23 protein-coding genes are annotated in these 26,589 nt (G+C 53.6%); 15 read left to right on the top strand and 8 right to left on the bottom strand.

Going from position 1 to position 26,589, the window contains the following annotated elements; translation table 11 throughout:
- Positions 1-68: 68 nt before the first annotated feature.
- Positions 69-800 (top strand): CpsD/CapB family tyrosine-protein kinase, encoded by a 732-nt coding sequence (locus tag DFS28_RS04390; protein ID WP_256596809.1) that lies wholly within the window; start codon positions 69-71, stop codon positions 798-800.
- Positions 801-844: 44 nt separating this feature from the next.
- Here DFS28_RS04390 and galE read toward each other — a convergent pair whose 3' ends face one another.
- Positions 845-1,822 (bottom strand): UDP-glucose 4-epimerase GalE, encoded by a 978-nt coding sequence (galE, locus tag DFS28_RS04385; protein WP_111448724.1) that lies wholly within the window; start codon positions 1,820-1,822, stop codon positions 845-847.
- Between the two features lie 257 nt (positions 1,823-2,079).
- Here galE and DFS28_RS04380 point away from each other — a divergent pair, with 257 nt between their 5' ends.
- Positions 2,080-3,726 carry a phosphoethanolamine transferase gene (locus DFS28_RS04380; protein ID WP_111448723.1) on the top strand — a complete coding sequence of 549 codons (1,647 nt, stop codon included), beginning with the start codon at positions 2,080-2,082 and terminating at the stop codon, positions 3,724-3,726.
- Between the two features lie 64 nt (positions 3,727-3,790).
- Here DFS28_RS04380 and DFS28_RS04375 read toward each other — a convergent pair whose 3' ends face one another.
- Positions 3,791-6,409: a glycosyl hydrolase family 5 gene (locus DFS28_RS04375; RefSeq protein WP_111448722.1), complete on the bottom strand. Its 2,619-nt coding sequence runs from the start codon at positions 6,407-6,409 to the stop codon at positions 3,791-3,793.
- Between the two features lie 5 nt (positions 6,410-6,414).
- Positions 6,415-7,938 (bottom strand): O-antigen ligase, encoded by a 1,524-nt coding sequence (locus DFS28_RS04370; protein WP_111448721.1) that lies wholly within the window; start codon positions 7,936-7,938, stop codon positions 6,415-6,417.
- Between the two features lie 95 nt (positions 7,939-8,033).
- Here DFS28_RS04370 and DFS28_RS04365 point away from each other — a divergent pair, with 95 nt between their 5' ends.
- The 12 genes from DFS28_RS04365 (at position 8,034) to DFS28_RS04305 (ending at position 21,235) form a co-directional block, all read left to right on the top strand.
- Positions 8,034-9,410, top strand: coding sequence for an oligosaccharide flippase family protein (locus tag DFS28_RS04365; protein ID WP_111448720.1), 1,377 nt, complete (start codon positions 8,034-8,036; stop codon positions 9,408-9,410).
- A 321-nt stretch (positions 9,411-9,731) separates the two neighbouring features.
- The gene (locus tag DFS28_RS04355) at positions 9,732-11,189 is read left to right on the top strand and encodes an FAD-dependent oxidoreductase (protein ID WP_111448718.1); all 1,458 of its coding nucleotides are present in this window, start codon (positions 9,732-9,734) and stop codon (positions 11,187-11,189) included.
- Positions 11,190-11,322: 133 nt separating this feature from the next.
- Positions 11,323-11,940 carry an acyltransferase gene (locus DFS28_RS04350; RefSeq protein WP_111448717.1) on the top strand — a complete coding sequence of 206 codons (618 nt, stop codon included), beginning with the start codon at positions 11,323-11,325 and terminating at the stop codon, positions 11,938-11,940.
- Positions 11,933-12,889 carry a glycosyltransferase family 2 protein gene (locus tag DFS28_RS04345; RefSeq protein ID WP_111448716.1) on the top strand — a complete coding sequence of 319 codons (957 nt, stop codon included), beginning with the start codon at positions 11,933-11,935 and terminating at the stop codon, positions 12,887-12,889. Before DFS28_RS04350 ends, DFS28_RS04345 begins: the two co-directional genes overlap by 8 nt.
- 8 nt (positions 12,890-12,897) lie before the next feature.
- Entirely contained in the window at positions 12,898-13,422 is a 525-nt protein-coding gene (locus tag DFS28_RS04340) for a serine O-acetyltransferase (protein WP_111448715.1), read from the top strand.
- 43 nt (positions 13,423-13,465) lie between these two features.
- Positions 13,466-14,443, top strand: a complete 978-nt coding sequence (locus tag DFS28_RS04335; protein ID WP_111448714.1) for a glycosyltransferase family 2 protein — start codon at positions 13,466-13,468, stop codon at positions 14,441-14,443.
- Positions 14,444-14,450: 7 nt separating this feature from the next.
- Positions 14,451-15,386: a DUF535 family protein gene (locus DFS28_RS04330; RefSeq protein ID WP_111448713.1), complete on the top strand. Its 936-nt coding sequence runs from the start codon at positions 14,451-14,453 to the stop codon at positions 15,384-15,386.
- A 75-nt stretch (positions 15,387-15,461) separates the two neighbouring features.
- Positions 15,462-16,664 carry a glycosyltransferase gene (locus DFS28_RS04325; RefSeq protein WP_111448712.1) on the top strand — a complete coding sequence of 401 codons (1,203 nt, stop codon included), beginning with the start codon at positions 15,462-15,464 and terminating at the stop codon, positions 16,662-16,664.
- On the top strand, positions 16,661-17,848 hold the full coding sequence (locus DFS28_RS04320; RefSeq protein WP_111448711.1) for a glycosyltransferase family 2 protein: 1,188 nt from the start codon (positions 16,661-16,663) through the stop codon (positions 17,846-17,848). The genes DFS28_RS04325 and DFS28_RS04320 overlap by 4 nt, the downstream gene beginning before the upstream one ends.
- Positions 17,848-18,582 (top strand): WecB/TagA/CpsF family glycosyltransferase, encoded by a 735-nt coding sequence (locus tag DFS28_RS04315; protein WP_111448710.1) that lies wholly within the window; start codon positions 17,848-17,850, stop codon positions 18,580-18,582. Before DFS28_RS04320 ends, DFS28_RS04315 begins: the two co-directional genes overlap by 1 nt.
- Before the next feature lie 311 nt (positions 18,583-18,893).
- A complete protein-coding gene (locus tag DFS28_RS04310; protein ID WP_111448709.1) occupies positions 18,894-20,036 on the top strand; it encodes a hypothetical protein in 1,143 nt (380 codons plus the stop codon).
- A 77-nt stretch (positions 20,037-20,113) separates the two neighbouring features.
- On the top strand, positions 20,114-21,235 hold the full coding sequence (locus DFS28_RS04305; protein WP_111448708.1) for a glycosyltransferase 61 family protein: 1,122 nt from the start codon (positions 20,114-20,116) through the stop codon (positions 21,233-21,235).
- A 74-nt stretch (positions 21,236-21,309) separates the two neighbouring features.
- On the opposite strand, the gene DFS28_RS04300 is transcribed toward DFS28_RS04305, so the two are convergent.
- From DFS28_RS04300 to DFS28_RS04280, 5 genes are all read right to left on the bottom strand, one after another.
- A complete protein-coding gene (locus DFS28_RS04300; RefSeq protein WP_111448707.1) occupies positions 21,310-22,734 on the bottom strand; it encodes an undecaprenyl-phosphate glucose phosphotransferase in 1,425 nt (474 codons plus the stop codon).
- A gap of 441 nt (positions 22,735-23,175) precedes the next feature.
- Positions 23,176-24,360 carry an acetyl-CoA C-acyltransferase family protein gene (locus tag DFS28_RS04295; RefSeq protein ID WP_111448706.1) on the bottom strand — a complete coding sequence of 395 codons (1,185 nt, stop codon included), beginning with the start codon at positions 24,358-24,360 and terminating at the stop codon, positions 23,176-23,178.
- A 432-nt stretch (positions 24,361-24,792) separates the two neighbouring features.
- Positions 24,793-25,233, bottom strand: a complete 441-nt coding sequence (locus tag DFS28_RS04290) for a DNA-binding transcriptional regulator (RefSeq protein ID WP_008156715.1) — start codon at positions 25,231-25,233, stop codon at positions 24,793-24,795.
- 4 nt (positions 25,234-25,237) lie between these two features.
- Entirely contained in the window at positions 25,238-25,561 is a 324-nt protein-coding gene (locus DFS28_RS31080; protein WP_111448705.1) for a DUF4258 domain-containing protein, read from the bottom strand.
- A gap of 286 nt (positions 25,562-25,847) precedes the next feature.
- Positions 25,848-26,105, bottom strand: coding sequence for a DUF2790 domain-containing protein (locus DFS28_RS04280; RefSeq protein WP_111448704.1), 258 nt, complete (start codon positions 26,103-26,105; stop codon positions 25,848-25,850).
- Positions 26,106-26,362: 257 nt separating this feature from the next.
- On the opposite strand from DFS28_RS04280, the gene DFS28_RS04275 reads away from it, so the two are divergent.
- The gene (locus DFS28_RS04275) at positions 26,363-26,584 is read left to right on the top strand and encodes a hypothetical protein (RefSeq protein ID WP_111448703.1); all 222 of its coding nucleotides are present in this window, start codon (positions 26,363-26,365) and stop codon (positions 26,582-26,584) included.
- The last annotated feature ends 5 nt before the right edge of the window (positions 26,585-26,589 follow it).

Raw genomic sequence — 26,589 nt, 5'->3', positions numbered from 1 at the left:
GGAATATAGCCATGGAAATGTTCAATCCCGATACCGAAAAAACCGAGCAACAGACCTCGTCAAAAGCCATGACGCCGACCGCGCAGTCCACAGGTCTGAATGCACTCAGTTATGTGCAAACCAAGGTTGTACCTTTGCGGCCAGATCACCTTGAGCGCAACCGCATTGTGGCTTACAACAAAAATTCGAGAATGAGCGGGGCATTCGATCTACTGCGTACACAAGTTCTAAAAATCATGGAGGAAAATGGCTGGCGCACGCTCGCCATCACCTCGCCGACTCCAGAGGCAGGCAAGACGGTGTTGGCTATAAACCTGGCGATGAGTATCGCGCATCACACGACCAAGACGGCGTTACTGGTGGACTTCGACTTGCGTCGTCCGAAGGTGGGTGAGTACCTGGGTCTGCCGATGGATAAATCGCTTAATGAATTGTTGGCAGATGAAGCCGAACTGCAAGAAGTATTGGTCAATCCGACCTTGCCGCGCTTTGTGGTTCTGCCGACGCGTGAGCCGATTCCTCTTTCCACCGAGGTGTTGTCATCGCCTGCAGTAAGCTATTTGATTGCTGATCTGCGCGAGCGCTACAACTCACGCATCGTGATTTTCGACTTGCCGCCGTTGTTGAGTTCCGATGATGTGATTAACGTCCTGCCCAGGTTCGACTGCGTCCTGCTCGTTGTCGCTAACGGATTGAACAGCAGGAAAGAGATCGAGGAAAGCCTGCATCATCTTGGGACAGCCAATCTGATTGGCACGGTGTTGAACAAAGCCGAACCCGAAAATCGCTCTTACTACTAGAGCATCACCCGCAGGAAGTCGGCGCTATTGGCTAGCGCCGACGGTCAGTGCCAAGGGTACTTCTGCTCCCAGCTCCAGGCGTGCGCCACTATCTGTTCAAGTGAGTCAAATTGCGGTTGCCAACCCAGTAATGTGTTGGCCCTGCGGGGATCGGCCACAAGGCGTGGTGGATCGCCCGCGCGACGTGGCGCTTCGCTGACAGAGATATCCTGGCCGGTCACATAGCGCGCGGTATCTATCACTTGCTGTACTGAGAAACCTTGACCGTTACCAAGGTTGAACGCCGTGCTTGCACCTCCTGCCAGCAGATAATCCACGGCCAGCGCGTGAGCGGCAACGAGGTCGACCACGTGGACGTAGTCGCGAATGCAAGTGCCGTCAGGCGTATCGTAATCACGGCCATAGACGGTGATGGTGGCGCGCCGTCCGGAGGCTGCTTGCAGGATGAGGGGCAGCAGGTGGGTTTCCGGTTCATGGCGTTCACCTAACTGTCCTTCAGGGTCTGCTCCGGCGGCATTGAAGTAGCGCAGGCAGACCGATTTGAGCCCATAGGCGCGGTCGAAATCTTCAAGCATCTGCTCCACCATCCACTTGCTGCGTCCATAAGGGTTGATCGCGGCCTTGGGATGCTCCTCGTCGATCGGTACATACACCGGGTCACCGTAGACGGCGGCGCTCGAGGAAAAAATGAAGTTTTTAACCCTGGCGCGAACCATCGCCTGGAGCAGCGTCAGGGTGGCGGCGAAGTTGTTTTGATAGTACTTGGCAGGTTCAGCGACGGATTCGCCCACCTGTATAAAGGAGGCGAAGTGGAACACGGCATCAAAGTGGTGTCCCGCAAACAGGGCATCCATCGCCTGTTTGTCGGCTATGTCCAGTTCGACCAATGTCCCGCCCCTCAACGCGCTGCGATAACCCGTTGAGAAATTGTCTGCCACCACAAGATCGTGACCTGAACTCAGTAGCTGCTTCACCATGTGCGAGCCGATATAACCCGCGCCACCCACCACCAAAAATTTCATCCTGATCTCCGATTTCCTGGGCACTATCGCTGTGCAAGCTACTGCCAGTCGAACTTGATTGTAGTCGGCCATCAAGGCAGGTCGCGGGCAGCTTCTTCATTTGCCCCGCAATGCCACGTGTGAGGAGTGCCAAGCCTTGCGACTCGCGACGTCTGGAACGCCAAAGGAGAGAATATTTCGAATACGATTCAGCGAGCGCGCCAATTGAAGCTACCCTCTGAAGAGGCATTTGGGCATCCTGCGAGGATAATTATCAAATGAAAAATCCTGCCAAAATTATCGATTACTCATTAAGAGTAGTTAAAGCAGAATGGCCAAATTTAGTATTGTGGTCCTTTCTGCTATCACCGTTGATTGTTAGAACGCTGGCAAACTATCAATACTCTAAAATTGATTTATTGGTCGTTTATACCTTTGGTATGTCGGTGTTGTGGCTTTTGGTAATTAGATTTGTTTCATCCAGTCAATTCAAGGTCCACATTATTCTGCTGCCGTTCTATTTGGTAGCCGCTATTGATCTCTTTTTGGTGTTGAATTTCAACTCGAGATTAACAGCTGCCTATATGTTTATTGGCTTGACAAACTACCAGGAAGCCAGCGAGTTTCTGCCGACCTATTGGCAGCCCATCAGTGTCGTTTTGGTGATTTTCATGTTGTGCTATGGGGCTGGATTAATAGGCCTGCATAAGCGCGAGTTATATAAAAACAAAGGTATTTTTATTTTAGTTGTTAGCGCCTTGGTAGTGGGGTATGGGGCGTATTTTTATAAAACCGTTAAACTTAATTCTTTCGGGAAATCTGCAGTCATGGATCTCTTTGCAAAAGACCAAAGCACGCCAGTAGGTTATTTGTCACAAGTTGCCCTGACTGCAAACCTGTATTTGGGGACGGAGAACCTTATCAAGCGCCGTCGGGAATCGGATGTAAAAATAACCAGTATGTCGGATCAATCAAATATAGAAACCATTGTTTTTGTCATCGGTGAGTCATCACGGCCGCAGAACTGGTCCCTCTACGGTTATAACAAGGAAACAACCCCGAATCTCGGTAAGCAGGCAGGGCTTTTCAAGTTTAATCAGATCTGCACGACAGCCCCCTATACCTCGTTTGCGGTTCCTTCAATGCTGAGCCTTGAGCCTATATCGGATTGGGACGCCATTGCGTCGACAAAATCATTGGTGGGTATATATCGCGCGGCCGGGTACATGACCTATTGGTTGTCTGTGCAAGAGGTTGATAGTTTTGGCGGGATAATTCCACAAATAGCCGCAGAGGCACAATACCGTCAATATTTTGAGAGAAGCTATGATGGAGCATTGATTTCAGAATATGAAAAGATACTAAATAAAAGCGATACACAAAAGAAAGCCATATTTATTCATGTCAAGGGTAGTCATTTCGAGTATTCACGCCGATACCCGGAAAGTTTCGTTAAGTTCAAGCCGTCAACAAACAGCTTCAAAGACAAGATTACTGCAGAATATGACAATAGTATTTTGTATACGGACTGGCTATTGGGCACCCTTATTGATCAGTTGAAGTCAAGCAAAAAACCATCTGTCTTGTTTTATTCATCGGATCATGGTGAAAACATGATGGATGACAGTCGCGGGCTCTTGGGTCATGGCATTGGCAATAAACATGATCTCCCGGTTTCGGCATTTATCTGGGCGTCTGATAATGTTTCGAGCCAGCAATCGCTCAAGCTTTTAAAGTTGAAGGAGCGAGAGAGTCAGAAAATCAGCATATCCTCCTTGTCGCATACGCTTTTAAATATCACAGGGGTTTTCACGAACAGGTATAAAAGTTCGGATGATTTGTTGAGTGATGATTTTGTATTATCGAAATGTCCATATCTGCTCGGCGCAGGCTATGTTCCATCGTTTGATTTTGACGCCATTTAAATAACCCTCGCTGAACAACGCCGCAAGGCGTTGTTCCATCAGGTTGAGGCTGGCTGCGCGTCGCCTAAGGTTGTGCTTGCGTGACGTCTTTTTTCAAGAACAACCAGTTCGACGCCTGCAAGCCGTCGAACTTGATGGTATAGCGGCCATCAAGGTAGGTCGCGGGCAGCTTCTTCATTTGCCCCAGAATGCCGTGGGTGAACAGTGTCAAGCCTTGCGGCGCCTGGATGGTTAGCGTGCCCTCGAGGGGCTCAACGTAAAAAGGTATTTTGTCGCCGTCCTGGGGGACGGCACGGGTGCCTAACGAAATCAGTAAATCCTGCGATCGGCCCAAAGGTGCGTCGTCCAGACTTTGCACCACCACACTGGCGTTGGTGGTCTTCACTTGAATCTTAATGTTGCCAAGGCTGATCGACTCACCCCCGATCCAACCGGTAGCGGCCTGGGTGCGCGGCGTATTGATGGTGTAGACGCCTTGTTTCCAGTTGCGCTTTAGCTCACCGGTGTCGGTCGTGGACTCGATGGCATTGGCGTCCAGCAGCGATTGGCCAGGGTCATGAAATTCCTGTGCATTGCTTGGGATAACGCTCTGTTGCAACCAGGGCAATTCCGGCGTCTGTGGCATCGCGATTTCCAGCTTGCCTTTCTCCATGGCTGTGCGCAGGAGAGCAGAGTTGGCCGGTGTGATCATTTGGTTGAACAGGGTGGCTGACGTCGGCGCGAAGACGTATGTCGTTGTTGCTTCGCGAACGTCTGCACGGCGATAAAGCAAGGCGGCGGCGGGCAGGGTGGCCAGCATTGCTGGGTCGTTATAGGCGTGCCAGTTGTTGGCACTCATCCCTACGCCCCCCATGGGTTCCTGGCTGTAGGCATATTGCATCAGTGCATCCCAGCCTTGGTGGCTGGCGGTGCCGGCGATATAGAGTGGCAGTGAGTGACGGTCTGGTATCGGGAAGGGCTCATTGTTCCACTCGGTGACGGTCAAGGGTTTACCGATGACCTGGCCGGCGGCAATCCAATTCACTATGCCGTCGCTGTAGAGCGGGTTTTTCTCGACCTGTCCCGAGCCACCGTAGCTATGGACATCGATTACGTCGCCGGCGGTAAGGGCCGGCAGGGAATTCAGGCCATTGCGGCCCCAGCTACTGGTCGTGGCGATGGGGACCTTCACGCCTATTCCACGCAGGTGTTGAATCATATCGACGTTGAAACGTCGCTCCAGATCGTTAAGGAACATCTTGGAGGGGCCAGGCTCCCAGGATCGCCAGGTCTGGTCTGCAGACAGATTGTGCTGTTTGGCAAAAGCCTCGGCCTCCGCCATGTAGACGCGGTTGTGCTTCGGCAAATTCTTGTCTGGCAGCAGGGCATTGCCAAAGTGATTGGTGACGTCGTTTTCGTTGGTGATCAGTACGGCGGCAATCGCCGGGTCGTCTTTGTAGGCGAGACCGGTATAGCTATTTACATGGGTCAGGTAGGCTTCGGTAAAGCGCTTCATGGCTTGCTGAATGGTGACATTCACATAGGAATAGCCCTTGAGATAGGTGAAATTCTGTTCTTCTTTCGGCAATTCATCGAAGCCATAAATGTTGTCCTTTTCAGTAAAGACTCGCTGGACGTGCATATCGAGCCACACATAAATGCCTTCGTCTTTGAGGCATTTGATCCACCAGTCGATTTTTTTCAGCGATTCCGGGCTCAGTTGCTGGGTGCTGCGCGTGACCCTGCCATCGCCAAAGATGTTCGGGAAGACCCATGGCGAGTCATGGTGGTGCAGTCGTACAAGATTGAAACCCAGTGCCGACAGGCGTTTGGCCTGCAGCTTGATTGCATCGTCTGACGTGAGGAACAGCGCGTAGGCCGAAAGGTTGGTGCCCCAGAAACGCGCCGCAGTGTTGTCGGCAAATAGCAATTGCTCGCCGGAGGCTTTGACGAAGCCGCGCTTGCCTGCAGGCTTTTCTTGAGCGTTGAGAAAAGACAGGTCGACCGGCGAGGTTTTCCAGTCGAGCTTGTCAGTCGGCCAGCTCTTTGGGTCCGATAGCCCGAAACGCTCGGTAATGGTTGGGCCGACCGCCACATCGCCAGAAACGCTCAAGGTCGCTGTGAATTCCTGGCGGCCAGGTTTGATCGTGTTCTTGTAGAAAAAAGCACGCACCTCGGATTTACTGCCCGGTTCCAAGTACACACTCGCCAGTGCGGGCTCGAAGCGCATTTCGATGCGTCGCCCTTGCGCATTGCCCCAGGTCCAGCCGCGGTTGTCGGGCAGCAAAGTGGGCTCGCCCATTTCTCCAGCGAAAAGAGCGGGGTCGAATTCGAAGACAATGCCACCACCTGAAACGCCCGACTTCCCGCTGTGTGCATCCACGGCAAAGTTCCAGGTCAGCTTTTGTTCGTCTTGCTTCTGAATCTGCGCAGTCAAGTCGAAATCCAGCGCTTTGTTTTTGCCTGCAAGGGAGTATCGATAAGGGGCGTTTACCTTGAATTCGGTCTGCAAATACGTCCAGTCCCAGTTGCGCCCAAAGAACGAGAATGTCGTAGCGATTGCCGGACTACCACCACGCTCCAGCATTGGCAGGCCGTTGCGCTCATCCACACTGACGACCCAGTCCGACGCCCAGATACGAATCGGCCAAATAGCCAAAAACAGCAGGAGCAGTATCTGGGGGCGGCGAGACAACTGGATCATGGGGTCTACCTGAGTTGGAGATGGGTACTCGCCGAGACGGCCGTCGAGGTGTGCTTGAGCCTGCGTGCCATCTGAGCGTAGGCCACGCACAGTCCAGCTACCGACCAATACACCACGGGGATGACCGTGATACTGCTAACGGTAACGATTGTGATCAGGATCCCGGCCAGTGTCGCCAGAAGTGCACGTCCGAGTCGGCGCGCCTCATCGTCTTCGTTGGGGAACGAACGCATCCCCTTGCGGATGCCCTGCAGAACACTGGCGAAAAAAACCACGAAGAGCGTCAAGCCAATCAAACCGAACGACAGTGCGATGCCGATATAGGTGTTCACGATATCGATGATCCCCTGGCCCTGAATCATGGACTGCATTTCCGGTGTGCTGCGGAAATTGAAAGAACCCAGCCAAGGGTTGCGCTGGATAACGATCACGGCGTTATCAATCAAACGCTGCCGGTAGGTGATATTTTCGACATCCACCGTGCCGATAAACGGTAGCAGATCAAGCACTTTTTGCCCGCCCGGCACGATGGCCAGCACGGGCAGGGTGAGCGCCCCGGCGGCGGCCAGCAGCATCAGGCGTTTGATTGCTTTACGGCCGGTGCCGATGAACACGACGATCATGACGGCTGCACCGATCCAGGGGCCACGCGACAGCGGTGCGTACAGACCACCGGCGAGCAACAGTGCGCCGAGGCTGCGCTGCAATTTGCTACGGACCTCCTCCTGCAAGTACAGGTAAAAGCCGATGGCCACGCTGATGACGAAGCCCAGCGCAATGGCCTGGCCGGTAGTGGCGCTGGCGCGCAATGAGCCACCCCGGCTCAAGTAGCCGGAATCCCATTGCATGCCCATGGCGTAGACAACCGCGCTGTACAGCTGCCAGTGCTTGGCATATTCGAAGAGACCTATAAGCGACAGCACCATGGCGGCGAGTACAAAACCGAACAGAGCGTCCTTGAAGTCGCTGAGGTTCTTCAGCGCCCGGCTGGCAACGTAGTAAGGCAAAAAAACTTCGATGAACAGGTAGAGCGTTTGGCGCAAGGTGTCGGTGACGGTGGTTTCGCGCAGGAAAAGCAGACTCGTCAGCAGGAGGTAGGCGGCTAATATTTTGTCAGGCCAGGTACGCCCGAAAGAGACCGTGTCGGCGCGCTTGCGCAGAGTGAAAAAAGCCGGAAGCAACACACACAGCGCCAGCACACGAATATGGTTAAGGGCAAAAAAATAGTTGACCAGGCCGAAGCCCGGAATCTCCGCCGTGGCCGGCGGGATGAGAAACAGCAGAAGGAAAAATAGCGCCACGGGATTGCGCTCGCGATTTCGTGCGAAGGTCAACACGATCGCGGCAATGCCTGCGTACACCCAGAAACTGTGCGAAACAAATGCCAGTAGCGTCAATACGAACCACAGATTGCGCCGACGAGTGAAATTACGGTCGGGAATCAGGTCTGCCGCTGGTCGACGTGCGATGGCAAAAACGATGCCAGTAAGGACCAGAATGACAATCAACGCTCGGAAGTGCTCAGGCATGGATGATTGGACTTATTGATTGATGAGCGACGGCTAGTGGAATGGCTAAACGCGACTATAGTTCCTTTTGAGCCATCGAGTCCGGGGATGATGTTATGTCGTTAGTCGATTTGTCGCCATCGTTGGGCCTTCGTAAGCGAGCGATCTCTGCCGGGGCATGGAATCTCGGGGCGCTGGTTACGTCTCAAGCCTTTCGCTTGGGCGGCAACCTGATAATGGCCCGTCTGCTGATGCCGGAGATGTTCGGCATCATGATGATCGCCATCACCGTTTCCCTGGTTCTGCACATGCTTTCCGATGTCGGTTTGCGCCAGAACATCATCCAGAGCCCGCGTGGCAACGATCCGGTTTTTCTCAATACCATCTGGACCGTGCAGATCGTGCGTGGCTTTATCCTTTTTGCTTCGACACTTCTCCTCGCGGCCCTCGCCTGGTATGCACAGGCCCTCAATCTGTGGTCGCCCAATTCCACCTACGCCGCACCCGAGTTGCCGCTGGTGTTGGCCGTGACCGGTTTCTCGGCAATCATCGTTGGTTTTCAGTCGACCAAAATCGACCTGGCAGTGCGCTCTTTCCAGCAAAAGAAAGTGGTACTCACCGAGTTTGGGTCTCAGGTCGTCGGGCTGGTGGTCATGCTGGGCATCGGTTATTTCACCAGGTCCATCTGGTCGCTGGTGATTGCAGGTCTGGTCCAATCGATGGTCAGCACGCTGCTGGGGCATGTCTGGTTTGAAGGCCCGTCTAACCGTCTACAGTGGGAGCGTTCTGCGCTCAATGAATTAGTCGGCTTCGGCCGTTGGATACTGTTGTCGTCGGCAGTGGGCGTATTGGCCATGTACGGTGATCGTGTCTGGTTCGGCGGCAGCATGACGGCCGGCGAACTGGGCGTTTACTCCATTGCCGTGCTGATTTTGGGAGCCGTTCAGCTTGCATTGCAAAAGGTAGTCGGGGCCGTGGCCTTGCCGGCTTTCAGCGAGGCCACAAGAACGAATGACACCGTACGGCTCCACGCTTTGTATTACCGCTTGAAATTGATGCTCGATCTGGCCTGCCTGTTTCTCTGTGGACTGTTCCTGACCGGCAGTCCACTGCTCATCAGCATCTTGTACGATGAGCGTTACGCCCAGGCCGGCAACATGATGGCCATTCTTTCACTCTCTTTTTTCACAATGCGCTACATGCTGGCGAATCAGGTCTGGATTGCCTTGGGACTCACCAAGTACCAGGCCATGGATAACATTATTCGCGTGGTCTCGTTGTGGGTGCTGCTGCCGCTGCTGTTGGCGATTGGCGGGGTCAAATACGCGATTTGGGGCGCTGCCCTGTACACGTTTCCTACGCTTTTCCTGGTTTTTTATGTCAATTGTCGTCTGGGGATGTTCAGTCTCAAGCGTGAATTGGTGGTGCTGCCTATGCTGGCAGTGGGGGCATTGTGTGGGGAGTTATTGACGGTTTTTTTTAAATGGCTTTGATCTATTTCTCTTGATGTTTCCAAAGCTGCGGCACCGCGTCGCCATTGAGATATTGATGGCCGTCGCCAAATTGTGGCCTTGATGTAGCCGTTGAAATGTCCAATGTAATCTCGATGTCGTGGAGCTTTGAATCATGAGAGAGACTGATTTGAATACCTCTGTGATGGGGCGCAGAAGCTTCCTCCAGGCTTCTGCTCTATTGAGTCTTGGAGGGATCATGTTCGGATTTTCCAAAGCCGCCCGGCCTTCCGCTGCTAAATCCGAGTTCATTGTAATCAACGGATGGGTGCTGCCTGCCCGGCATTTTCGGCAAACACACGCATGATCAAAGACTACCAATCGCAGAAAGAACTGCGCGATCACTATGACACCTGCATCATCGGCGGTGGGCCAGCTGGCATTACGCTGGCCTTGCGTTTAGCCGGTAATGGTCGGCGTGTGGTGCTTGTCGAGGGCGGTGGGCTCGAGTATTCGCCGGTCTCGCAGAACCTCTACAAGGTCTCATCATCAGGCCTCGAGCTGTATGCTCAGGAAACACGCCTGCGTTATCTTGGCGGGACCTCCAATCACTGGGCCGGGCGATGCCGTCCATTCGAACCGTCGGACTTTATCGTGGCCCCTCCGGTGCCTGTGCCGGGCTGGCCCATCGCGTTTTCCGAGATCGAGCGCAATCTGCCGGAGGCCATGGATATTGTCGATCTTCCGCCGCACTCCGGATTCAAGGCTATCAATGCGAGTCTGGATGGCAACGACTTTTACGCTGATCGTTTCCTGCTAAGCCCGCCGACGCGATTTGCACAAAAATATGCCAAGGAACTTAATGAGACCGAGGGGCTGGATGTCTTCATCCATTGCAATTGCGTCGATCTTGAGTTCGACAGCAAGGCCGGCCGCATAGCAACGATAGTCGTCTCGGACTATGAGTTGCATCGAGAGCGAGTCACGGCAAAACAATTCATTCTGGCGACTGGCGCGATCGAGAATGCGAGGCACCTGCTCAACAGCGAGTCTCTGGCAACTGGCGGTATCGTCAGCAAGGATGGTTTCGTCGGTAGATGCTTCATGGAGCACCTGAATGTCGAAATGGGAACCTTCATTCTGAACGACGGGCAGGGTACAGATGCTCGGCAGGAGTACTTCACGACCGATGCATTCGTGATGGAGCACAAGTCAGGTAAAGGGAATGTGACGGCAACGCTTGTAGCCGAAGTGAAATCCTATGGGCGAATGGCTGCCATCAAGAGCTTTTTCGAGAACCTCGTTTGCGAAGTGGGTGCGGAGCGCAAGGTTGAATTTATTGCCAAGTTCGATTGCCCTGGAGACGGAGTGCTCGGCACGCTGATCGAACAGTTTCCCAACCCCAATAGCCGAATCTCGTTGCTCGACGAGCGAGATGCGTTAGGGATGAGGAAGGCAAATGTTCATTGGGAACTGACCCCGGCAGACAGAAATACCGTCAAGTCCATAGGGCTCGAAGTGGCGAAGTGTTTTGCCGAAACAGGGTTGGGCTTTGTCAAGTTGGAAGACTACGTTTATGACGTCGATTTGCCTCTGAGGCTCAATCCCCATGCTCATCATATGGGGACCACACGGATGGCGGCTTCGCCTGAGTTTGGCGTTGTCGACGAGAACTGCAAAGTGTTCGGTGTCGAGAATCTTTACGTGGCGGGTAGCAGTGTTTTCGCTACAGGCGGTGCCTGCAACCCCACAATGCCTATTTTGCAAATTGTTTTAAGGCTGGCGGAACATCTTAACCATCAGATGGGCAGGTATTCCTGAGGGGGGAGCATGTGTTGATTATTTGAGTGTTGGATTTTAGGGAGCGTCTACTCTTAGGGAAGTGGTAATGAAGAATCAGGGTGTCTCTAACCTTGGCACAGGTGTCTATCGCTGAATTCATGAGGCTGAGAGGATGATTGGTCTACTAAAACGCACGATTGCTTATATTGCAAAAACAACGGGGTATGGGACCCCGCTCTATAAAAAATTCTGTAAGCCGGACGGGTATGAATGGGCTAAACATATGGTGCGATGGGGATCTTTGCACTCCATCGGTCAAGGCGTATGGATCAATCCTGCTGCAAATATAACTGACCCTTCGCTGGTACGACTCGGAAATAATGTAGGTTTATCTTGTTGCACGCTGTTCGGCCACGATGGAATAATCGGCATGCTCGAGGTGCGCTTTGATAAAAAACTGGACTCTGTCGGCCCTATCGATATTCTTGATAATTGTTTTATCGGCTATGGCTCTATCATCATGCCGCGTGTGACTATTGGCCCTAATTCGATTGTCGCAGCCGGTGCTGTAGTCGTAAAAGATGTTCCGCCTGGGGTAGTGGTTGGGGGTAATCCAGCCAAAGTTATCTGTACCTTGGAAGAAGTGTTGGCGAAAGTCGAAGAGCGTAGCGCCACTTATCCATGGATTGACCTTATCAGGCAGCGCAATGGTGTATACGACCCGACATTTGAACCGAAGCTTATAAAAATGAGAGCGAAACACTTTTTTGGTGAACAACCCAATGGCTAGTGCTCCCCTTGACGTGTTGGTAGTTAATTACAACACAGCGGAGTTGTTGCAGCCGATGTTTAATGCGTTACGCCAGTCAACTAGCGTGGATCGCACGCGCTATTTGGTGGTGGATAATGCCTCTGTCGATAATTCGCTGGAGTGCCTGGCAACTATTTGTCCAGAGGCATTGCAACTCGCCAATGAAAATAATGTTGGCTTTGGGCGTGCCAATAATCAATTGGTTGAACACCTGCAGGGCAAGTATGCGCTGCTCCTCAATACCGATGCCTTTGTTGCTGCGGATACGCTGAGCAAGACGCTCGACTATATGGAAACTCATCCTGATTGCGGTGTCCTCGGCGTTCGATTGGTTGGACGAGCGGGTGATTTACAGCCCTCCTGTCGCTATTTTCCAACGCCGTTGAATGTCTTCCTTTCGCATACGGGGCTTGAGCGCTTTTTCCCTGTGGTGAAAAGAGTCGACGACATGGCCTGGGATCATGCTTCGGTGCGTGAGTGCGACTGGGTGCCCGGGTGCTATTACCTGATCCGCCGTGAAGTCATCGACCAGGTTGGCTTGTTCGATCCGCGCTACTTCCTTTATTTCGAGGAGATAGATCACTGCAAACGCGTTAAACAGGCAGGCTGGAAGGTCGTTTACTACCCGCATACCACGGTGGTGCATATCGGCGGTGAAAGTGCCAAGTCTGTCGACAAACTCAATGCGGATAGTCGTCAGCTCCCCACGATACAAATCGAAAGTGAGCTTTTGTATTTCCGCAAGCACCACGGTCTGCCCGGTTTGGCCGTACATATGCTGCTGGTGAGTCTGGGTGATTTGATTGTGGCGCTCAAGGCGCTATTGAAAGGCCGCGGTCGGGCCGCTTTAGGGGCGTGTTGGCAGCATACTCGTGTGACCTGGGCGTTGCTGCGTGATACCAAATTCGCTAGCCAACCAACACGGTAGGGCCAGTTATGTTCGAAAACATACGTGCGGATTTACATGCATACGCCGGAGACTGGGGGGCTCAGGGGTTTTGGGTGATGGTAGTTTATCGCTTTGGGCGCTGGCGTTACGGTGTGCGACCGGCACTGCTACGCAAGTTGTTCTCCTTTATATACAAAGTGCTCTTCAAACTGGTGCAGATCGTCACGGGTATCGAGTTGCCGTGTGAGGTGGTGGTCGGGCGCAACTTCGTCATCGATCATTTCGGCGGAATCGTGATCAGTGGCTTTGCGCAGTTCGGCGATGATTGCCGTATCCGCAATGGCGTCGTCGTGGGCCTCAAGAATGTGAGTGAGCCGATTGCTCCGGTGATGGGTAACAATGTTGATATCGGGGCAGGGGCCAAGGTGCTGGGCAATATCCGCATTGGTAACAATGTCGTGATTGGTGCCAATGCTGTGGTGCTGACCGATGTGCCGGACGACTCTGTGGCCGTGGGCGTGCCTGCGACTATCAAGAAAAGGAAGTACGCAGAATCGAGGGAGTTCTCATGAACCACCCGATGGATTACTTCAATTGCGTCGCTGAGTGAGCGCCATGGCTATGGGGATGGGTGTCGTTGTTATCGGTCGCAACGAAGGCCTACGGCTTGAGCGTTGTCTGACTTCCCTCGCCGGTTCGGCGCAGAAAGTTGTTTATGTCGACTCTGGATCAACCGACGGGTCAGTGCAGATGGCACTGAGACTTGGGGTCGAGGTGATCGAGTTGGACATGACGATTCCCTTTACGGCTGCGCGTGCGCGCAATGAAGGATTTGCCTGCCTGCAACGCTCACTGCCGGCGATGCGTTATGTGCAGTTCGTTGACGGTGATTGTGAAATTGTCGGCGGTTGGCTGCCCCGGGCGCAGGCCTTTCTTGATACACATCCTGACGTCGCGGTGGTCTGTGGACGGCGCCGTGAACGTTTTCCGCAGCACTCTGTTTACAACTTACTGTGTGATTTCGAATGGGATACGCCGGTAGGTGAGGCCAAGGCATGTGGGGGCGATGCGTTGATGCGGGCTGACGCCTTTGCCGACGCGTCCGGGTTTCGACCGGGCCTTATTGCCGGGGAAGAGCCTGAATTGTGTGTGCGTCTGCGTGGGAATGGTTGGAAGGTCTGGCGTCTGGGCGAGGAAATGACCTTGCACGATGCAACCATGACCCGGTTCGGCCAATGGTGGCAGCGTACCTTGCGCGGTGGTTATGCCTTTGCCGAGGGCGCATTTTTGCATGGGGCTGCACCGGAGCGACATTGGTTGCGCGAGTCGCGCCGTGTCTGGTTTTGGGGATTGGGTGTCCCGCTGGCGACTGTTATCGCGAGTTTGGTGTTTGGAGGGTTTGGGCTGCTTCTTCTGCTGGTCTATCCATTGCAGGTCGTGCGCCTCGCCCGCGGTGGCGATAGATCCACACGCGAAAACTGGCTACGGGCTTTCTTTCTCGTGCTGGGGAAATTTCCCGAGATGCTCGGCCAAGTCAAGTTTCTACTGAACAGATTCGGCGCCGGCAAGACCGCGTTGATCGAATACAAGTGAGACTTATATGAATAATTGGGTGATATTGAAGAGCGTGTTTTTTTTACATGCCGGGTATTCCTTAAGGGCATTGAATAATAAGTTTAAAATGCTGGTTTTAGTTGCAAAAAACTGGTCCGAGCTGAAGTTGTTTTGCGGGCGTATGTCTAACGCCTTGGGTAAGTCCGGTGTTGAGAAGTTAGGCGGGGATTGTGTAGGCGTTGTTCATTGGCCATACATCAGTAAAAGCTGGAGCCCCAAGAATAAGCTTAGTGTTTTAGCCTCGCATTACGAAGTCGTTACCAAAAGCTGTCCGCAGCTATTGCTGTTGGGGCGAAGTGACAGTTTGCTGCTGAGTGATTTGTCGGAGTTTGCGGCTGGCTGTTCCCTGGTGCTCGATCGTCCCTTCTGGTTTATGCGTGAAGGGGAGTTGGTGCTGAACTTGTTTCAGGGGGAACTGCGCATTGCGTCAATAGCATTCACGTTGTGTCGCACGGACACTGAGTTATGTATTTTTATCGGTGCTGTTCAAGGGATACATAAAGGCGTCGAGAGTGAACTGTCGTTGAGTATCTACAGGGACCTGACAAAAGACTTTGAAGGCCTGCGGCCAAGAAGCTTTCTGATCGAAGTTATTAAATACATTGCCATCAATATCGGTGTTGAAAAAATTTATGCGGTAGGGGATGGGTATCGCCACCATCGTCATCCGTATTTTGGCGCTCACAAAGCTCTGGAGCTGGCGGCAAATTATGATGTGATCTGGTTAGAACATGGAGCGACTCCTTCAGAGCGCGAAGATTTTTTTGAGATTCCCATGGTTCTGTCCAGGAAGCCGCTCGACAGTATTGCTTCAAAAAAACGGGCCATGTATCGCAGGCGCTATGAGCTGCTGGACGACACCTTTAAAAAGATAGACAGCGTGTTGATCGGTAGTTATAGCAGCAACCGTGTGGCTAGTTGACGTTCCCGAGAGCTGTACTACTGTGGGATTACTTGCAGTAATAATCCACCGCAACGACAACTAAGTCTGGTTCCTATGCGTATCGCTTATTTCATCAATCAATACCCCAAAGTCAGCCATAGCTTCATTCGTCGCGAGATTTTGGCGTTGGAGCGTCAGGGGTTTGTGGTGCAGCGCATTGCTCTGCGTGGCTGGGATGCCGAATTGGTGGATGCCGAAGACGTGTCTGAACGCGATAAAACCCAGTATGTGCTGCAGGGCGGAGTCAAAGAGCTGTTAGTGCCTGTGCTGCAGGTGCTGCGCGCCCAGCCGCGACGTTTTTTTTCGGCGCTGTGGCTGGCGCTGCGCATGGGCCAGCGTGCCGATCGCCCCTGGCCGTACCATTTGGTTTATTTGTCCGAGGCGTGTCGCGTGCTGATCTGGTTGCAGGCGTTTGGGGCCGAGCATGTGCATGCGCATTTCGGCACCAACTCAACCGAGGTGGTGATGCTGGCCAATGTGCTTGGTGGGCCGGCGTACAGTTTTACCGTGCACGGCCCGGAGGAGTTCGACAAACCGCAGTTTATTCATTTGGGCGAGAAAGTCCGGCGTGCGGCTTTTGTCGCGGCGATCAGTTCTTATGGGCGTAGCCAGCTGTTTCGCTGGGTGGCTCATGCGCACTGGCCAAGGGTAAAGGTGGTGCACTGTGGGCTGGAGCGGGCGTTTCACGATGTGCCGGCTGTTGCTGTGCCATCTGCGCCGCGGTTGGTTTGCGTAGGTCGTTTGTGTGAACAGAAGGGACAATTGTTGTTGCTTGAGGCTGCCCGCATCCTGGCAGCTCAAGGTGTGGAGTTCGAAATAGTACTGGCCGGCGATGGAGAAATGCGCGCGGAAATCGAAGCCCTGATTGCACGGCATGGCTTGCAGGCGCAGGTGCGGATTACCGGCTGGATCAGCAGTGAGCAGGTGCGGGCGGAAATTCTTGCGGCCCGGGCCTTGGTGCTGCCGAGCTTCGCCGAGGGTTTGCCGGTGGTCATCATGGAAGCCATGGCTTTGCGCCGGCCAGTATTGACGAGCTATGTGGCAGGGATTCCCGAGTTAGTACAAGAGGGTGTGAACGGTTGGTTGTTTCCCGCTGGAGCGGTGGATGAGTTGGTGGCGGCGTTGGCGGACTGCCTCGCGCAACCTGTCGAGGTGTTGCAGCGGATGGGCGAGGCGGCCTATCAGCGAGTGCTGGAGCGACACGACATCGATACCGAAGCGGCCAAGTTGGCTAATTTGTTTAGGGCGCAAGCATGATCACATTACTTGGTTGGCTGTTCAGCTCCCTGCTGATACTCATCCTACTGCCGGTGTTGGTGCTGTTTGTACAGGTGCTGATGGCCTGCCTGCCTGCACGGTGGCGCTCGTCGGCGCAAGGACCGCGACCGCGGGTGGCGGTGTTGATACCGGCACACAATGAATCCTCGATCATCGTCGCGACGTTAAACAGCATTCGGCCGCAGTTGCTTTTGGGTGATCGCCTGTTGGTGGTGGCGGATAACTGTTCTGACGACACCGCCGCGCAGGCTCGCACGGCGGGCGCCGAGGTGGTGGAGCGCAGCAATGATCAGCAGCGTGGCAAGGGTTATGCGCTGGACTGCGGGGTGCGTCATTTGGCGAGTGATGCGCCAGAGGTCATGATTGTTGTCGATGCGGATTGCCAGGTCGCCGAGGGTTCTATTGAGCGTTTGGCCATCTGTTGCATCGACTCAGGGCGGCCAGCGCAAGCCCTTAATTTAATGCTTGCTCCAGCAGGTTCCGGGCTAAAAGTGCGGCTTGCCGAGTTTGCCTGGTGTGTGAAGAATCGGGTTCGGCCGCAAGGTTGGACCCGGCTTGGCTTGCCCTGTCAGCTAATGGGCACGGGAATGGCTTTCGTCTGGCGGGATCTGACGTTGATCAATTTGGCCAGTGGCCACATCGTTGAAGATTTGAAGATGGGTCTGGATTTATGCCGAAGCGGCAAGCCGCCAGTGTTCTGCCCCGATGCTCTGGTAACCAGTTATTTTCCGCGCAGCGATGAAGGCTTAACAACCCAGCGTACGCGCTGGGAACATGGTCATCTAGGGGTCATCCTTGGGGATACGCCAAAGTTGCTGTTGGAGTCGATTGGCCAGCGCAACTGGCGTCTGCTGGCGATGACGCTGGATTTGTTGGTCCCACCGTTGGCCTTATTGACGTTGGCCTTGGCGGCGGCATTTGGTCTGTCGTGGTTGGTATTCATGCTGTCCGGAGCTTTGGCGCCAGCCTTGATAGCTTCTTGCGGGGTGGCAATATTGGGGGTAACTATCTTGTTGGCATGGAGCCAGTTTGGTCGCAGGATTATTTCTTTTGCAGCCTTGTTGTATGCGCCGTTCTACGCGATGAAGAAAATCCCTCTGTATCTCGGCTTTTTGCTTAAGCGCCAGGTTGAATGGGTGCGTTCGAAGCGAGATGACAACTAATGCGCGCTTTATCCTGGCAGCACAACTGGCAAATGATTACCCGCAAACTCAGGGTGGTCAGCGATGCTGAAGACGAGCAAGCATTGATTGATGCGTTATCCAGACCTGACGTGACGACAGTGCTCGGGTTCGCCAATGCCCATGCCATGAATCTGGTGGCGGCCAATACCGACTACTTTAACGCACTGCTGGCTGCGGACGTGTTATTGCGGGATGGCTCCGGCATGGCCATCCTGTTTCGTCGTCTCGGCCTGGAGCCGGGGCTGAATATGAATGGCACCGATTTCATTCCCAAATTGCTGGCCGCGTTCAAGGGCCGGCGCGTGGCTTTCTGGGGTACTGAAGAGCCCTTTCTTGCCAATGCGGTGCAGCGTAGCGAAGCGATATTTGCGGTCAACATCGTCTCTGCTCACCATGGTTTCGCGCCGGTGGATACCTATATAAGCCTTGCCCGGCAGTTTCAGCCGGAACTGGTTGTGCTAGGTATGGGTATGCCCAAGCAAGAAGCCGTTGCTGCCAGGTTAGCCGTCAGTGGCGTGCCTTGCCTGGTCGTATGCGGAGGGGCGATCCTGGATTTTCTCGGCGGCAAGGTGACTCGCGCTCCGCAATGGGTGCGTCGTCTCGGTTGTGAGTGGGTGTTCAGGCTACTGGGTGAGCCAAAGCGATTATTCAAACGCTATGTGGTGGGTAATCCGAAGTTCTTGTTGCGTACGTTGATCTACAGGGACTCTTGACGTGACAGTAATTTGACACCTGGCAGGACTTCCCTGCGGCGTAAAAACACGGCTGAAATATCTTGCCAAACCCCGGTGTAGCACCTTTACTCAAGTTGGAATTGTCGAGTTGATGGGTGTTCGTGGTTGTTTTGTTCATTAGGATTGGCGTCAATAAAATGTTGTCGAACAATCTTGATTCCAGGGAGGGAATGGCGAGTTTTTCGCGCGAAAGAAAGGTGACGTGCTCAGTTGTCGAGCGCTCATTTCGAGTATTTAGTTTGTGATTTGCAAACTGAAATACCCCTTCCTTGAATTGTGCTAATAACCAAATGAAAGAATATATAGCAAAATTAGTTCGTAAGTTAATATCTCCTTCGATGCGATTTGAGCTAAGGAAAGCGGTTGCCTGGTTACGGGATATACTTGGACGAGCCTGTTTTTGGCGTTGGGAAATTGTCAGGTTCAGACTGCGGGAAGATAGCCTTCACGACATTCTCTATGTAGGCAGGAAAACACAGCGGGAATTTGTGAAGGTTCTACTGGGTGCTAAATCTCAAGCGGTTGATAGTCAGTTAAAGTTGGACACGTCAGACCGGACGGTGTGGGTCAGTGAAATGCCGACGGTGGGGGCATTGTATGTGCCTCAATATTTGAGTGCCGTCGTGCCGCTGAGCAAGTCAATCGACGAGATCACAGCAAGATACAACACTGAGTTACGTCGAAATCTGCGCAAGAACCGGTTGCGCTACCGTATGAAACAAGCGTTGAACGATGACGAGATTGAAAGTGCAGACCGGGAAATGCTTCGACCTTACGCCAAGGCAAGGCATGGTACGGCCGCCTCTCAAATTGAAGCGCATGAAGTTCAACGGGTGGCGAAAGTTGCCGGGCGACTCGATCTGGTGTTGTTGGAGGATGAGATTGTTGCATGCCATCTTGGCTGCGTAGTGACCCGGGCAGGCAAGCGCTATTGGAGCACCGTGCGTTTCGGCTACCCTGATGCTGTGTTTTCAGATACTAAAAAGTTACGTGAAGTTAACTCAATTACTACGTTCATGGCACTGGAGTGGGCGATAGAAAACGGTTTTGACTATTATGATATCGGAACGTGCCTGGCTCGCCCGGACGATGGACTTCTTGAGTGGAAAAGAAGGCGAGGCGGTGATGTTGATACGCTGGGCAATTACGGTTATTTGTTTGTTCGACTGCCCAAGGTGGGCGCAGCGCAATTTCTTTGGGAGACGCCTCTGTTTGCTGTCGAAGGCAAGCAGTTGACACTGCATCTTGGGTTGCCGGACGGTCCGAGTGACGAGGAAGTTGCAAATCGATACCGCGAGATGGGTTTTGGCGGCCTTTTTAAAATATACCTTCATTGTTCCAGGACGCCGGGAGAAACGCTTCTCGGCACCTTGCGTAGTCGCTACGCTCATCTGAAGTCACCCCCTGTCCTGGAAAGTATCGTATCCACCTGAACAGGTTGCTGATTTTAAAGAAGTGCAGTTTTGGCATGAACGCTGTTTCTGTATAACTAAATTTGGATGGGGTGCCTATGTCGGAGTTCAATGCATTGACGATTGACGGCCAATCAAAGTGGAGCCTTGCTGCGTATAAATACATGTTTAACACACGGCTCACCCGAAAACCGTCCTTGACCCTGCAAAGCCAAGCCGTGAAAACGTGGGAAATTTATCCAGGCGACACCTCGATTGCTCCCCCCGCTTTTTTCTTGCCAAATCAGCTTGAGCGTGTAACCGGATGGGAAGAGAAGCTTTTTTATCCTCACGAGCATCCCCGCCGCACAATGGAAGGCGTCGGTCGTGTTGAACATGGTCCGACTAAAGGTTACCTGCTTAAAGATGTCTGGTTAATCGATGGCACGCTCTACAAAGGCAATGCCAAATCCTGGTTGTCACCGGGTTCCGGTTGGTTACCAAAGATTCGAGTAGAAAACGAGATCGATCGCGGGGCGTTGTATTGCACCGCGGGGGGAATCAAGTGGTTTGGAACGTGGTTGATGGATGATTGTTTAACCTATCGATTGGCATGTGAAGAAGGCGTTCCGGTGAGCGCGTTACCCTCGGCCGATAGTGTTTCCACAGCAAGGCAGGGCATGCTTCACACTCGCGGTTATGAGAACTGGCTTGATATGAGGCCCGTTTATTTACGTAACGCATTTTTTCGTGAACTCGTGATCTTTGACGATCTATGCCAAAACAGACATAAGCACCGGCGTTTCCGTGAGATGGGGGAAAAGCTGTTATCACACGTAACAGTTTGCTCCCACCCCGGCGTGTTCATTCTGCGAGGTGGCACGGGTGAACTGCGATTGTTACGCAATGAGATGGAGCTGGCTGAACGGCTACGTGACCGCAGAGGGTTTCGCATTCTCAACCCTGCGACGTCCGATGTTTCGACCATCGTGGCGGCCTGCGCCGGGGCCAGAACCGTGATAGGGGTCGAGGGGAGTCAACTTATCCATGGGGTTAATGTTCTCCCGCCAGGTGGTTCGCTGCTGGTATTGCAGCCGCCTAATCGCTTTATCTGTTTCTTTAAATATCTAACGGATCGTGATCAGCAGAACTTTGGTTTTGTGGTCGGTACACCAGAGGGAAATGGTTTTAGAATCGACCCCGATGAAGTTGAGCGCACGCTGGATCTCTTTCCGTCCTGATACGGCGAGGCTGTAGGCCTCGCCTTTATTGCGCGTCAAATGGACCTTGAGATTACCCAGGCACTCAAGACTGGCTAGTAAGCATGTTTGCCGGAGAAGGCAAACACCGTTCGTACAAGAATGACGAAATCGAGCCATAGCGACCAGTTGTTGATGTACTCGATGTCCGAGTCAACACGCCGAATCATCTGATCTATATCCTTCGTTTCACCACGATAGCCACGTACCTGAGCCAGGCCTGTGATGCCCGGTTTAATGTTGTGACGCGCAAAGTAGCCCGAGACATCGGGCGAGTACTGAACATCGTGTTGAATAGCGTGCGGGCGAGGCCCCACCAGAGACATTTCCCCCATCAAAACGTTGAACAACTGCGGTAGCTCGTCAAGGCTGGTTCGCCGAATAAAAGCCCCAACCCTGGTCATGCGCGGGTCATTCTTTTGCGCCTGCTTGACGATGCCATCTTCAGGCTGATGGACGACCATGCTTCTGAACTTCCAGATCCGAAAAGCTTCTCCACTCCACCCCATGCGCTGTTGACGAAAGAATATGGGGCCGGGGCTGTCGAGCTTGATGGCAATGGCGACGGCTACCAGAACCGGTGCTGCAAGAACCAAAATGAGAAAGGCCAGGACTTTGTCCTCAAGGTTCTTCAGAAACAGACGCATCCCCATCAGCGGAGTTTCAGACAAGGTCAGCACGGGAATGCCGGCAATTTCGCGAACACTGTGGTTGATCAGGCGCAACGAGAAAATGTCAGGCACCCAGTTAACAGAGATGTGTTTATCGAACAGCCTTAAATAAACATCCTGGATGACCTCTGATCCACCTAAAGGGGTCACGAAATAGACGGTACGAATGGCATGTTTGACAACTAATTCATCAAGGTCGGAAATATCGCCCAGTATCGACAGACGTTGCGCGCCTTCCAGACTTTCCTTTCCCCGATCATCGTCCGCGCCAATCAACACACAGCCGACTATGCGCTCACCGAGCCAGGGATTATTGCTGATTTTCTTGTGAAGATAGCTGGCCAGTTCGCCCGAGCCAATGATGAGCGAGTTTTCCAATTGGGTCGAGTGGGCCAAAAATTTCTTCTGCATCTCGCGTGTCGCGAGGTGCAAAAGCATCTGAGCAAAATATCCAGCAACAAATAACTGCCCGACCAATAAACGCGAGTACTGTTCGCTTTGCTTGGTAAGAAAGGCCATGGCAACGAGAAAGCCAAACGTGGCAGTCCATGCTTTCAAAAGCTTGAAGGCTTTGACGGTAAAACCAACGTTGCTGCGGTAAATAGCATAGTGGTCGTACACGACGGCCAACGCCCCCAGTAGCAACAGGAGCAGGATGACATAGGACTGCGTTATGAAGCCGATATGATAATTGATCAAGAACCACGCAACACCAGTCACCGCAACACAATCCAGACCAGCCTGAATAACGATACTCGTACTGCTTCTTCGCTGGAGAACGGAGCGGGTACTGTTGGGCTCAAATATCATATTTAGACCTCATGCCTGCTGCCCCTCGCGCTCGCTGATGACGCGATTCAGTTCATGCTGCCCTCGCTTGAGAGCGTTGGCGTCACCGTGATTAGCCACTCGCCTTCGAAAATGGGGGCTTTGGGAGCATGTGGCGACGCGTGCTATCACTTTAGCAGTACTGTGAAATCATTCACTGAATCTGCGTAGTTCTGAGTAGTTTAGTAGAACCTTCGGGCTTGAAAAAATGAAGCCCATCGAGATACCGACAGGCCGGCAGCAGGGCGGTCCGCAGTGTCTGCAGCAAGGTAGTGCCTGGTCGGCAATCGGGTAGGGGGCGCGAGTGTGGTCGCGCAGTGATCGAGGCTTACACCGTGTTGAAATCTACGTGCATTGCGCACTGATTCCATCGTGGTAAAACGAGACGGCGTCCACAATGGGCGCCGTCTTCATTTGGCCCGATCAGACGCGTTCGAACAACACGGCGATGCCTTGGCCGCCGCCGATGCACATGGTCGCCAGGGCATACCGACCCTGAACACGGTGCAGTTCGTGAATCGCCTTGGTGGCGATAATCGCACCGGTTGCGCCTACCGGATGGCCCAGGGAAATTCCCGAACCGTTCGGGTTGACCTTCTCCGGGTCAAAGCCCAGTTCCTGCGCCACGGCACACGCTTGGGCCGCGAATGCTTCGTTGGACTCGATGACATCCAGGTCGGCAACGGTCAGACCAGCGCGTTTGAGGACCAGGCGGGTGGCGGGAATCGGTCCCAACCCCATCAGCTCTGGCTCCACGCCGGCATGGGCGTAACCGACCAGTCGGGCGATGGGCTTGAGGCCTTGGTCGAGAACCATCTGACCCGTGGCCATGATCAGTGCTCCGGCACCATCATTGAGGCCCGACGCGTTGCCGGCGGTGACGCTGCCGTCTTTTTTGAAGGCCGGTTTCATCTTGCTCAATTGCTCGGCATTAACCTCGGCGCGGACATGCTCGTCTGTCGCAAACGTCACGGTACCTTTGCGGGACGCCACTTCGATCGGCACGATCTGGTCGGTAAACCGCCCTTCAGCAATCGCCCGGGCCGCCCGTTGCTGGCTGAGCAGTGCCAACTCATCCTGAGCCTGACGAGTGATGCCATAGCGCTCTGCGATGTTTTCCGCAGTAATGCCCATGTGGAAACCGCCAAACGGGTCTTGCAGTACGCCGAGCACGTAGTCGATGGCTTGCATATCGCCCATGCGTGCGCCCCAGCGCGCTTGCGGCAACAGATAGGGGCCTCGGCTCATCGATTCGACGCCACCCGCCAGCGCAGCGCCTGCGTCTCCCAACATCAAACTTTGTGCTGCGCTGACAATGGCCTGCAAGCCAGAGCCGCAGAGGCGGTTGACGTTGAAGGCGGGTGTCTCTTTCGGCAGGCCGGCATTCATCGCCACGGCACGAGAGATGTAGGCGTCGCGTGCTTCCGTCGGGATCACATGCCCCATCACCACGTGACCGATGTGTTCAGGTGCCAGCCCCGAACGTTCAATGGCGGCGCGGCAAACGTCAGTGGCCAGTTGAATGGGCGGCACATCTTTGAGCGAGCCGCCATAGCTGCCGATGGCTGAGCGGACGGCGCTGATAACAAAAATGTCGGATGGGTTCATGCGGGTTCCCCTGGAACAGGCCTGGATTCAAGTGTGCTTTTGCACTGTTATATGGGGTGAGTCTAGACACCGTGATGATTTTGGCCTATGCCAAAACTGCTCAAGGGGGATGGCGTTTTTGGCCATTTCAGTTGAAGTCGCTTTTTGATTCGTCTGATCGGGTCAGAAGCGCAGGAAAGAAAAAAGCCGGGGGCACGTCCGTAATGCTGTTCACTTAAGAGAGTCTTGAATCGGAGAAACCTGTGGCGAGGGAGCTTGCTCCCGCTTGAGTGCGTAGCACTCACAAAAATCGGCAATGATTGTCAGATTTTTGGGGCCGCTACGCAGCCCAGCGCGAGCAAGCTCGCTCGCCACAGAGGTGTGCACGATCCAAGAGCGCGCTTAAGTGAACAGCATTAGATACACGTCCGGGCTTTGTCATTCAGGTCTTTGTCAGGCGCACGTCTGGTCTTGCTTGTGCCACCCATCTTCAAACTGAAGGTTGAGCTTATGAAGCTCATGATCCAGTTCGTTGATCGAGTTAATGGCGGCCATCAGATCCGCCTCGCCAGTCTTGGCTTCCAGGTAAAGCCCGCGCAAGTAGCGATCATTTACAGTCGGAATCTTGTCAGTCTTTTCCCAGATCGCCACCGCTTGGGAGGTCAGCCCGACAATGCCGGCCAGCCTTTCTTGAGACAAACCCAGCTCTTTACGCAGGAACCGAAACTCTGCACCGGTCAGAGCTGCCGGTTTTTGCGCAATCGTCTTGCCGATAAAGTCATGAAGGCCCTCGACATCCGTGATAGCAACCGACTCGCCATAGGCAGTCTCTTTCACCCTGTAGCCGTTGCTAAGCCAGACGTTCGGTAGCCCGCTTTCAACGTAGTGGTACATCAAATTATCTCTCCCTTTGCATCGTGGTCACTCTGACGAGATATCTCCCGTCTTCGTCGACATCGATTGCGCCGACAAGTTGGAGGGGTGACCCAGCCCTGAACCATGAAATAGTGAATCTCCAATCGCCCCCGGGTGCTTGATAGGGACCATCAGTGACCTGTCCTCTGCGAAGGCAATCCATTACGTCAGGCATGGATATCTCTCGCTCAATCATGCGGGACCGTGCGTGCTTAGAGTAAAAGACACGCTCAGATCTATGCGAAAGCTCCCTAATGATTTCCAAGGCTTTCTTTTTGGACAGCGGAAACGGCAGTAGGTCGCTCATGATTATCTATAGTATTTATAGGTTGCGACAGACTAAAGCTCAAGCGCCGATTGTCAAAGCAGGGAAATAAAATGAGACATTTAGCGGAGCAGCGATGGACAGATTTAGTTTATGCGACAGGCCGAACCGACATCATTCATCCAATTACTGCGCCGGCTGGGCGAGTGTTCGGCGGGGATGGGATCTGCCTGGTTCGGTTCAGCAACATACCTCTCGCAGCGGCGGGCTACAGAGGTCAGCCAGTGGCGCCAGAGTAGCCCGATCCTCTGTGAGTACAGGCGTCTGATCAGTTATCACCAATGCAATTCATGCCCTGGACCTGATAATCCAGCACGTGCTTGCGACCCTGATGGTCGAGGTAAATCAGCTGCGCGGGGACGATGCCGCATTCTTGCGTGATGATATTGCTGGACAGGTCTTTGGCGATATCCAGGTGGACGAAGGAACCGGTCTTGTCGTGGATGACAGGTTCGGCGGTCTGGGTATCTGCAAACGCAAAACCCGTGGCGAGGAGAGCAGCAAACCCGAGGATTAACATTTTCATGATGACTTCCTCTATTCAGAGGCGGGTTGGCTGCCGATGGGGTGCCCGGCAGTGAATTAAGGTTAACCAGGCGATCCGCACAACCGACCCACAGTTGAATGACAATTTTCTAATGAAACGGCGCCGAAGTGACGGTGGGTGACCGGCGGCTTCGAGTATCAGGTCAGCGATTGCTTTGGAGCCGTATGTCGGGAGCGAGGAACGTCACCCGTGAGAAAACTTCCAATTGAAGACTGTCTGTCTTAGGGAGTTTGAGCATGAGTGGTGATCAAAAGAGCGAAGCCCTGGCGGCTTGGTATCAGCTCCTGAAAGTGCCCGAAATCCGCATGGATGCCGAAGAGCAATATGACGAGTTGCTCAAGGCTGCCGATGAGATGGAGCGCACCGGACTCATCAGCAGCGTTGAATGGCGCAGGCTGGTTCAAGAGGCGAGCGCTGCTTTTGCCAATGCGACAGAAGGGTTGGGGCGCGGAACGTAGTGGTC

The organism is Pseudomonas sp. 478, assembly GCF_003254125.1.
In the GTDB taxonomy this organism is placed as follows: domain Bacteria; phylum Pseudomonadota; class Gammaproteobacteria; order Pseudomonadales; family Pseudomonadaceae; genus Aquipseudomonas.
Note: the sequence above shows the minus strand (reverse complement) of the source record. Positions and strands in the feature narration are given on the sequence as shown.